General features: G+C 64.5%; 4 protein-coding genes. 1 reads left to right on the forward strand and 3 read right to left on the reverse strand.

The genetic code is table 11. The annotated features are described in order from the left end of the window. Positions 1 to 164 precede the first annotated feature (164 nt). The 3 genes from nirD to ACF8R4_RS11530 all read right to left on the reverse strand — a co-directional run bounded on the left by nirD (position 165) and on the right by ACF8R4_RS11530 (position 7400). Positions 165 to 527: a nitrite reductase small subunit NirD gene (gene nirD, locus ACF8R4_RS11520; RefSeq protein ID WP_164524959.1), complete on the reverse strand. Its 363-nt coding sequence runs from the start codon at positions 525 to 527 to the stop codon at positions 165 to 167. Continuing rightward, on the reverse strand, positions 527 to 3079 hold the full coding sequence (gene nirB, locus ACF8R4_RS11525; protein WP_060497599.1) for a nitrite reductase large subunit NirB: 2553 nt from the start codon (positions 3077 to 3079) through the stop codon (positions 527 to 529). Before nirB ends, nirD begins: the two co-directional genes overlap by 1 nt. Positions 3080 to 3383: 304 nt before the next feature. Next, positions 3384 to 7400: a molybdopterin-dependent oxidoreductase gene (locus ACF8R4_RS11530; protein ID WP_392492416.1), complete on the reverse strand. Its 4017-nt coding sequence runs from the start codon at positions 7398 to 7400 to the stop codon at positions 3384 to 3386. A gap of 320 nt (positions 7401 to 7720) precedes the next feature. On the opposite strand from ACF8R4_RS11530, the gene map reads away from it, so the two are divergent. Beyond that, complete coding sequence (map, locus tag ACF8R4_RS11535) at positions 7721 to 8512, forward strand: type I methionyl aminopeptidase (RefSeq protein ID WP_060497601.1); 792 nt, start codon at positions 7721 to 7723, stop codon at positions 8510 to 8512. Positions 8513 to 8558: the final 46 nt, after the last annotated feature.

Genomic DNA, 8558 nt, shown 5'->3' on the forward strand with positions numbered 1-8558 from the left:
ATATCGCGTCGTACCAACAAGGCGGTCGCGCGCGCCTTCCACAGGCGTTACTGGCCCGAAACAAACGTAGGAGCGAGCGCAGCTCGCGATGCGCCGCGCGGGCGGCGCTCGATCTCCCAGGCGCTGCAAACCCGACGGCGAACACCCCCTGAGCATAAAAACTTTCAGACCACGGCCAACTCCACCGCCTCACCATTCAAGCGCACCGGCCACACCCGCAGTTGCTGCCCCGCATCCTCCAGGCACACCCCGCTCTTCAGGCTGAAATGCTGCTTGTACAGCGGCGCCGCCACCACCAGCTCGCCCTGCACACTGCCCACCAGCCCACGGCCAATGATATTGGCGCCGGAGCGCGGGTCGCGGTTGTCCACCGCGTACAGCGGCTGGGCCTGCCCCGGCAGGTAAAACAGCGCCACCTGGGCCCCGTCGAGCCACACCACCACCCCGGAGTCAGCTACCAGGTCGTGCGCGTGGCACACCGCTTGCCAGTTCTCCCGGGTTTGCACAACAGCATTGGACAGGTTCATCAGACAGCCTCCTCGACAGTGGGAATCAGGTGCAGCGGCGCAGCGGGCCGGCGTTGTTCGCGTTCACGCACGAAATGCACGTCCGGATCGGCGCGCCGGTCGTTGACGAAGGTGCGGAAGCGCTTGAGCTTTTCCGGGTCGTTGAGGGCGTTGGCCCATTCGCATTCGTACTGGTCCACCACATGCTGCATCTGCGCTTCAAGCTCGCCGGCCAGGCCCAGGCTGTCATCGATGATCACCTGTTTCAGGTAATCCAGCCCGCCCTCCAGGTTCTCGCGCCACACCGAAGTGCGCTGCAGCTTGTCGGCCGTGCGGATGTAGAACATCAGCACGCGGTCGATCAGGCGTACGAGGGTTTCGTCGTCCAGGTCGGTGGCGAACAGCTCGGCATGCCGTGGGCGCATGCCGCCGTTGCCGCACACGTACAGGTTCCAGCCTTTGTCGGTGGCGATCACGCCGATGTCCTTGCTTTGCGCCTCGGCGCATTCGCGGGTGCAGCCCGATACCGCGAACTTGAGCTTGTGCGGGCTGCGCAACCCCTTGTAGCGGTCTTCCAGGCGCAGGGCCATGCCGACACTGTCCTGCACACCGTAGCGGCACCAGGTGCTGCCGACGCACGACTTCACCGTGCGGGTCGACTTGCCATAGGCGTGGCCGGTTTCGAAGCCGGCCTCGATCAACTCCCCCCAGATCAGCGGCAGTTCGTGCAGCTGGGCGCCGAACAGGTCGATGCGCTGGCCGCCGGTGATCTTGGTGTACAGGTCGTACTTCTTGGCCACCTGGCCGATGACGATGAGCTTGTCAGGGGTGATTTCACCGCCGGGGATGCGCGGCACTACCGAGTAGGTGCCGTTCTTCTGCATGTTGGCCATGAAGGTGTCGTTGGTGTCCTGCAGTGGCACCAGCGCCGGGTCCATGATCGGCTGGTTCCAGCACGAAGCGAGGATGTTGCCCACTGCCGGCTTGCAGATGTCGCACCCCACATGGCCCTTGCCATGGCGTTCGAGCAGTTCGCTGAAGGTGCGGATGCCCTCCACCCGCACCAGCCCGTACAGCTCCTGCCGGGTGTAGGCGAAGTGCTCGCACAGGCTCTTGTCCACCGCGACGCCCCGGGCCGTCAGCTCATGCTCGAACACCTGCTTGAGCAAGGCGGCACAACCCCCGCAGCCCGTGGCAGCCTTGGTGCACCCCTTGACGGCGGCAAGGTCGCTGCAGCCGTTGTCGATGGCGGCGCACACCGCCCCCTTGCTGACGTTGTGGCAGGAGCAAATGGTCGCGCTGTCCGGCAGTGCATCGGCGCCCAAGGCCGGCGCGCCACCGCCTTGCGGCAGAATCAGCGCGGCCGGGTCGGCCGGCAGGGCGATGCCGTTCTGGGCATACTGCAGCAAGGTATCGTAGTAGCTGTTGTCGCCCACCAGCACCGCACCCAGTACATGCTTGCCGCTGGCATCCACCACCAGCCGGCGGTAGGCGCTGTTGGCTTCGTCGATGAAGCGGTAGCTGCGCGCACCTGGTGTGGCGCCGTGGGCATCACCGATTGAGCCGACATCCACGCCCAGCAGCTTGAGCTTGGTCGACATGTCGGCACCGGTGAACGCGACCGCTGCTTCCCCCATCAGCAACGCTGCCAGGTTGCGTGCCATGCTGTAGCCCGGGGCGACCAGGCCGAACACACTGCCGTTCCACGAGGCGCACTCACCAATGGCAAAGATGCGCGGATCGCTGCTGCGGCAGTGGTTGTCGATCACCACCCCGCCACGCGCGGCGATGTCCAGGCCACTGGTGCGGCCCAGGGCATCCTGCGGACGAATACCGGCAGAGAACACGATCAGGTCGGTTTCCAGGTGCTCGCCACCCTCGAAGTTCATACGGTAGCGATAGGCTTCACCATCGCTGATCGACTGGGTGGCGCGGGACAGGTGCACGCCCACGCCCAGCGCTTCGATCTGTGCCTTGAGCGCGGCACCGCCCTCGCCGTCCAGCTGCACCGGCATCAAGCGTGGCGCAAACTCAACCACGTGGGCTTCCAGGCCCAACGATTTGAGCGCGTTGGCGGCTTCCAGGCCGAGCAGGCCACCACCAACCACCACGCCACGGCGGGCACTGGCAGCGGCGGCCCGGATGCCATCAAGGTCGTCGAGGGTGCGGTAGACCAGGCGGGCGTTGCCGCTGGAGCCTTCGATCGGCGGTACGAAGGGGTACGAACCGGTGGCCAGCACCAGTTGGTCGTAGCCGTACCGGCCTTCGGCGGTAACCACTTCGCAGCGTTCGCGGTCGATTTCCAGCACGCATTCGCCAAGGTGCAGGTGCACGCCGTTGGCGGTATAGAAATCGTGCTCGCACAGGGCCAGGGTTTCGGCACAGCTGCCTCCGAAGTATTCGGACAGGTGTACGCGGTCGTAGGCGCGTTGGCGCTCTTCGCCGAACACATGCAGTTCGAAACGCTCGTGGGCGCCGCGGCTGACCAGTTGCTCGACGCAATGGTGGCCGACCATGCCGTTGCCGACGATGACCAGTCGCTCTCGTTGCCCGCTGCTCGCTGTTGCCTTCATAAGCCGATCCTCGATCAAAAAAAAGGCGCCTGGAGCCGAAGCTCCAGGCGCCTTTGCCTGTATTCATCACGGTAGGTGGCCCGGGTTGATCGCCGTTGATCAGTGGGCTTTGTTGTAGCTTGGGTAAAGCAGGGAGTGTGCCAATTGCGTTACCTGTACCGGCCTCTTCGCGGGCAAGCCCGCTCCCACAGGGATCTCCCCAGGTCTGCAGACTTGCACCTTACCTGTGGGGCGGGGTTACCCGCGAAGAGGCCGGCACAGGCAATGCACATTCAAGGTGCAACGCTCCCCATCCTGGAGCACTTCAGTAAACATCCCGCCGATACCGCTTGGCCTTGCTCAAGGCCTCCATATAGGCATCCGCATCCACACCGCCATGCGCGGCAATGACTTCACGCAACGCCGCATCCACATCCTTGGCCATGCGCTGGGCATCACCACACACGTAGAAGTACGCCCCTGCCTCCAGCCATTGCCACAGCTGCGCGCCCTGTTCGAGCATGCGCTGCTGCACATAGATCTTCTCGGCCTGGTCACGGGAAAACGCGGTATCCAGCCGCAGATGACCGCTTGCCTGCCAAGCCTGCAACTGGTCCTGGTAGTAGAAATCGGTCGCCGCGTACTGCTCGCCAAAGAACAGCCAGTTGCCCCCTTTCGCGCCCCGTGCTTCCCGCTCTTCCAGAAACGCACGAAACGGTGCAATGCCAGTCCCAGGGCCCACCATGATCATCGGCACGCTGTCGTCCTCGGGCAGCCGGAAGTGCTTCGACACCTGCGGGAAGATGGCCACCTTCAGCGCCTGGGCACGGTCGGCAAGGAAGCTTGAACACACACCTTTGCGCTCGCCATAACGCACGGTGGATACGGTCAGGTGCACCTGATCCGGATGCGCCAATGGGCTGGAGCTGATCGAGTAAAGCCGTGGCTGCAACGGCTTGAGAAGGTCGAGCCAGCTGGCCAGCGGCAGTTTTTGAGGGAAAGCACGCAGCACATCTACCAGCTGCCGGCCCCACAGCCAGTCCTGCAGCTCGGCTTTGCACTCGGGCTGTAACAGGCGCTGCAGGTCCGGGGCACTGCCGGCAAAGGCCTGCAGTTGTTGCGGGGTCACCTTGGCAATCTCCAGATGCGCTTGCAGGGCTTCGGCCAGTGGCATGGCAGGCTGGCCTTTCAACTCGACCATGGCCTGGCCATCGAGCTGCGTCAGCGCCAGCAGTTCATCGACCAGCGTCGGGCAATTGCGCGGCCATACGCCCAGAGCATCGCCAGCTGCATAGCTGAAGCCACTGCCGCTCAGGTCGAACACCAGTTGCCGGGTTTCCTTGCTTGCACCGGGCCCATTAAGCAGGCGGTTTTCCACCAGGGCGGCGGCCCAGGGTTGCTGCTTGCCATAGATCGTGACCGGCGCAGGCTCATTGACCGGTTGTGGGGCAGCAGCAGTGCCCAGCGCAGGCAACAGCGCTTCGAGCCAGCCGGCGAACGCTGCGTCAAAATCGGGTTCGCAGTCCACCCGCTGCAACAAGCGCCGCCCACCCAGCTCGGCCAGGCGCTGGTCGAGTTTGCGGCCAAAACCGCAGAACTGGTCGTAACTTGAGTCACCCAAGGCCAGCACGGCATAGGGGAGCTCGGCGCAGAGGGTGCCCTCCTCGCCCTGCAAGGCCTGCCAGAATGCCCCGGCGCTGTCGGGCGCGTCGCCATCGCCAAAGGTGCTGGCGATCAGCAGCACGCTGGCGGCGCCTTGTAGCTGGCGCGGGCTGACGGCCTCCATGCAACTGAGCTGCACCTCCAGGCCGGCACCGCGCAAGCGCTCAGCACAGCGCTCGGCCAACAGTTCGCCGTTACCGGTCTGCGAGGCCCACAGCACTTGATGCAGTGGCGCCGGCAACGCCGCAGCGGGCAACGCCGCAGGCTGGGCAAACAGACCGGCCAGCAAGCCGTCGACGAACAACCGACGGCTGGCGGCCAGCGGTGCACTGGCCGGCAGGCTGGGTACGCCTTCGGCACGGCTTTGGTCCAGGCCCAGCAGGAAACCTTGCAGGTAATGGCGTTCTTCTTCGGCCAGCACCGGGGCCGGCAAGGTGTCCAGGCCAAGCAGACGAGACAGGGTGGCAGTTGGCATACGGGCTGGCTCCGCAATGGCAGTGTTCAGCTCAAGGGTATCGATGCGTTCGCCTGCGACCCGCTCCAGGGCCACGGCGCAGTGTTTGAACGCAGGTTGCAGCGACAGCGGGTCAACCGCATCGCAGGTGACGGCATTGATTGCCAGTTGCTCGCCGACCACATCGTTCCAGTGGAAGGGTGCGAAGCAGTTGCCTGGCATGACCCGGTCGCTGATGCGTGCGGGTAGCACGGCCTGGCCACGGCGCGACCGAATGGCCACCTGGTCTTTCTCGGCAACGCCCAGCCTGGCGGCGTCTTCGGGGTGAATTTCGACGAAAGGGCCGGGCTCCAGCTTGTTCAATGCCGGCACCTTGCCGGTCTTGGTCAGGGTGTGCCACTGGTGCTGCACACGGCCGGTATTCAGCACCATGGGGTAGTCGTCATTCGGCAACTCCGGTGCCGGCAACCAAGGCCGGGCGAAGAAACGGGCTTTGCCACTGGCGGTGGGGAAGGCCAACGCCGGGCGCTGGCCCTGGGCATCGTGCAGCAGCACCTGGCTGCTGCCGTCATTCAGGTAGCGCAACGGGCTGCGGTCGCTGTCACGGCCAGGCGCGCAAGGCCACTGGCGCGGTTGCTCACGCAGTTCGGCATAACCGATGCCGCGCAGGTCGTACCCGGTGGCAGGGTTATGGAAGCGACGGATTTCCTCGTACACCGCTTCGGCATCGGCGTAATCGAAGGCGTCGGCATAACCCATGGCGCACGCCACGCGGGCAATGATCTGCCAGTCCGGCAGGCTCTGCCCTGGCGGCTCGACGGCGCGCGGCATCAGGGTAAGGTTGCGCTCGCTGCTGATCATCACGCCCTCGCCTTCGGCCCACAGCGCGGCCGGTAGCAGAATGTCGGCATAGCGATTGGTTTCGGTGTCGAGGAAAGCGTCCTGAGTAATCACCAGCTCGGCCTTATGCAGGCCATCGATCACTTGCTGGCGGTTGGCGACACTGGCCACCGGGTTGCTGCAGATGATCCAGCAAGCCTTCACTTCGCCGGCTTTCATCTGTTCGAACAGCGCCACCGTGCCCTCGCCGCCTTCGCTGCGCAGGCTGCCAGGTGCCAGTTGCCATTGCTGTTCGACAAAGGCGCGGTCGTTTTCCGCCAGTGCCGAGCGCTGGCCTGGCAAGCCGGGCCCCATGTAGCCCATCTCACGGCCGCCCATGGCGTTGGGCTGACCGGTCAACGAGAACGGCCCGCTGCCGGGGCGGCAGATGGCGCCGGTGGCCAGGTGCAGGTTGCAGATCGCATTGGTGTGCCAGGTGCCATGGATGCTCTGGTTCAGGCCCATGGTCCAGCAGCTCATCCAGTTGCGGGCGCTGCCGATCCATTCGGCGGCCTTGATGATGTCGGCCTCGGCCAGCCCGGTGATGGCAGCCACGCGCTCGGGGCGGTAGTCGTCGAGAAAGGCTGGCAGTTCATCCCAGCCTTCGGTGTGGCAGGCAATGAAGTCAGGGTTGGTATGGCCGTTGCGGTGTAGCAGGTGCAGCAAGCCGTTGAGCAAGGCCATGTCGCTGCCGGGGCGTACCTGCAGGAACAGGTCGGCCTTGTCGGCGGTGGCGCTGCGCCGAGGGTCGACCACAATCAGCTTCGCACCGGCCTTGATCCGGTCGAGCAAACGCAGGAACAGGATCGGGTGGCAGTCGGCCATGTTGGCGCCAATCACCAGGAACACGTCGGCGTGTTCGAAATCCTGGTAGCTGCCGGGTGGGCCGTCAGCCCCGAGCGACAGCTTGTAGCCACTGCCGGCACTGGCCATGCACAGGCGCGAGTTGGACTCGATGTGGCGGGTTCGGATAAAGCCCTTGGCCAGTTTGTTGGCCAGGTACTGGGCCTCCAGCGACATCTGCCCGGACACGTACAGCGCCACGGCATCGGGACCGTGCTGGTCGATGATGCCGCGCAGGCGTGTGGCTGTTTCGGCGATGGCCTGATCGATGCTAGTGCGTACCGGCTGCTGGTTACGCTGCTGGCGTGCATAGGCGTCTTCCATGCGCCCGGCGGCGGTCAGCGGCAGGTGCGCAGTGAGGCCTTTGGTGCACAGGCGGCCGAAATTGCTGGGATGCTGCTTGTCGCCGCTGACCTTGCTGACCTTGCCGTCGGCAACGCTCATGACGATGCCACAGCCGACGCCGCAATAGGGGCAGACGCTGCGTACTTCGCTGTTGGCCATGGGCAGGCTCCTGGGGGGAACGCAAAAAGGCGCCGGCTGCCCCGGCTTGCTGATGCAAGCGAGGGGCAACACGGCGCCTTTGTCGTGAGGTTTTGCGGGCTATCGACGTTGATAGCCCGGGATGGTGATGAGTCAGCAATTAATGGGCCAGCTGTGCCGGCCCTTTCGCGGGCAAGCCCGCTCCCACAGATACGGCACCGCCCTCAGGCCTTGTGATATCCCTGTGGGAACGGGCTTGCCCGCGAAAGGGCCGGCACAGGCTACGCACCATCCAGTGGCAACCTAGTACCCCCTGGCGCTATGCTGGGGCACATTCCAGCATGAGCAACTGCCCTCCCCCCATGTCCCAGGTGATCCTCAAGACCCCCGCCCAACTCGACCTGATGCGCCGCGCCGGCCAGCTGCTGGCCCAGGTGTTCGCCGACCTCGACAGCTTCATCCGCCCAGGCATCACCACGATGCAAATCAACGACCGCGCCGATGCATTCATCGTCGACACACTCAAGGCGCGGCCAGCAAGCAAGGGCCAATACGGTTTCACCTACTCACTCAATACCTCGGTGGACCACGTGGTGTGCCACGGCATACCCAAAGCCGATGAAGTATTGAAGGAAGGCTCGATCGTCAACGTCGACATCACCCTGGAGCAAGGCGGCTACATCGCCGACTCGTCGAAGATGTACTGCATCGGGAAAATCAGCGACGAAGCCCGGCGCCTGGTCGACACCACCTATGACGCGCTGTGGAAAGGCATCGAGCAGGTACGCCCAGGGGCCACGCTGGGCGATATCGGTCATGCCGTGCAAACCCATGCCGAGGCCGCGGGCTACAGCGTGGTGCGTGAGTATTGCGGGCATGGCATCGGCCAACAGATGCATGAAGGGCCAGAGGTGCTGCACATCGGCCAGCGCGGCATGGGCATGAAGCTCAAGCCGGGGATGGTGTTTACCATCGAACCGATGATCAACCAGGGTGGGCGTGGCACGCGCACGTTGAAGGATGGCTGGACGGTGATTACCCGCGACCACTGCCTGTCGGCGCAGTGGGAGCATACGGTGGCGGTGACCGAGGACGGGTTTGAAGTGCTGACGTTGCGGGAGGAAGAGCGCTGAAGCTGGAATCTCAGGCACAAAAAAAGCGACCCTAAGGTCGCTTTCT

The sequence above is a fragment of the Pseudomonas sp. FYR_2 genome (genome assembly GCF_043106425.1).
In the GTDB taxonomy this organism is placed as follows: domain Bacteria; phylum Pseudomonadota; class Gammaproteobacteria; order Pseudomonadales; family Pseudomonadaceae; genus Aquipseudomonas; species Aquipseudomonas monteilii.

What these genes read in the sequence shown, in the direction of transcription:
- nirD (WP_164524959.1), bottom strand. Translation starts at nt 527, where the DNA reads ATGAACCTGTCCAATGCTGTTGTGCAAACCCGGGAGAACTGGCAAGCG.
- nirB (WP_060497599.1), bottom strand. Translation starts at nt 3,079, where the DNA reads ATGAAGGCAACAGCGAGCAGCGGGCAACGAGAGCGACTGGTCATCGTC.
- ACF8R4_RS11530 (WP_392492416.1), bottom strand. Translation starts at nt 7,400, where the DNA reads ATGGCCAACAGCGAAGTACGCAGCGTCTGCCCCTATTGCGGCGTCGGC.
- map (WP_060497601.1), top strand. Translation starts at nt 7,721, where the DNA reads ATGAGCAACTGCCCTCCCCCCATGTCCCAGGTGATCCTCAAGACCCCC.